Source organism: Emticicia sp. 17c (genome assembly GCF_037153985.1).
Classification (GTDB): domain Bacteria; phylum Bacteroidota; class Bacteroidia; order Cytophagales; family Spirosomataceae; genus Emticicia.
Window position 1 is genome coordinate 1 of sequence record NZ_JBBAYI010000051.1, and the last position, 1,108, is coordinate 1,108.

General features: G+C 44.6%; 1 pseudogene. It reads right to left on the reverse strand.

The annotated features are described in order from the left end of the window. Positions 1–1,108 (reverse strand): annotated as a pseudogene (locus tag WAA15_RS24410) (hypothetical protein); the annotation flags it as partial.

Below are 1,108 nucleotides of genomic sequence, written 5' to 3' on the forward strand. Positions count from 1 at the left end.
AAAATCTCCGGCACACAAGCTCGTTTTATCCGCTGTAAGCGTCGGTGCATTTGGTATACCTCCAGTTGTGATTTGGATACTATTGGATGCTACACTCGTCCCACAATTTGTCGTACAAGTGGCTGTATAAATACCTGATTGCGTTACTATCGCTGGATTTGAATAGTTCACTGATTGTCCATCCTTACGCCAGTTTAAAGTACCACTGCAATTCGCCGCTGTCAAAGTAGCAAAATCCCCAGCACACAAGCTCGTTTTATCCGCTGTAAGCGTCGGCGCATTTGGTATACCTCCTGTTGTGATTTGAATGCTATTGGATGCTACACTCGTCCCACAACTGGTTGTACAAGTAGCTGTATAAACGCCTGACTGGGTTACTATCGCTGGATTTGAATAGTTCACTGATTGTCCATCCTTACGCCAGCTTAAAGTTCCACTACAATTCGCCGCTGTCAAGGTAGCAAAATCTCCGGCACACAAGCTCGTTTTATCCGCTGTAAGCGTCGGTGCATTTGGAAGATTACCTGTTGTAATAGTCACTGAATTGCTAGCTACACTTGTCCCACAATTTGTCGTACAAGTAGCTGTATAAACACCTGATTGCGTTACTATCGCTGGATTTGAATAGTTCACTGATTGTCCATCCTTACGCCAGCTTAAAGTACCACTACAATTGACTGCTGTCAAAGTAGCAAAATCTCCAGCACACAAGCTCGTTTTATCCGCTGTAAGCGTCGGCGCATTTGGTATACCTCCAGTTGTGATTTGAATGCTATTGGATGCTACACTCGTCCCACAATTTGTCGTACAAGTGGCTGTATAAATACCTGACTGGGTCACTACCGCCGGATTTGAATAGTTCACTGACTGACCATCTTTACGCCAGTTTAAGGTTCCACTGCAATTAGCTGCTGTCAAGGTAGCAAAATCTCCGGCACACAAGCTCGTTTTATCCGCTGTAAGCGTCGGTGCATTTGGAAGGTTACCTGTTGTAATGGTCACTGAATTGCTAGCTACACTTGTCCCACAACTCGTCGTACAAGTAGCTGTATAAATACCTGATTGCGTTACTATCGCTGGATTTGAATAGTTCACTGATTGTCCATCC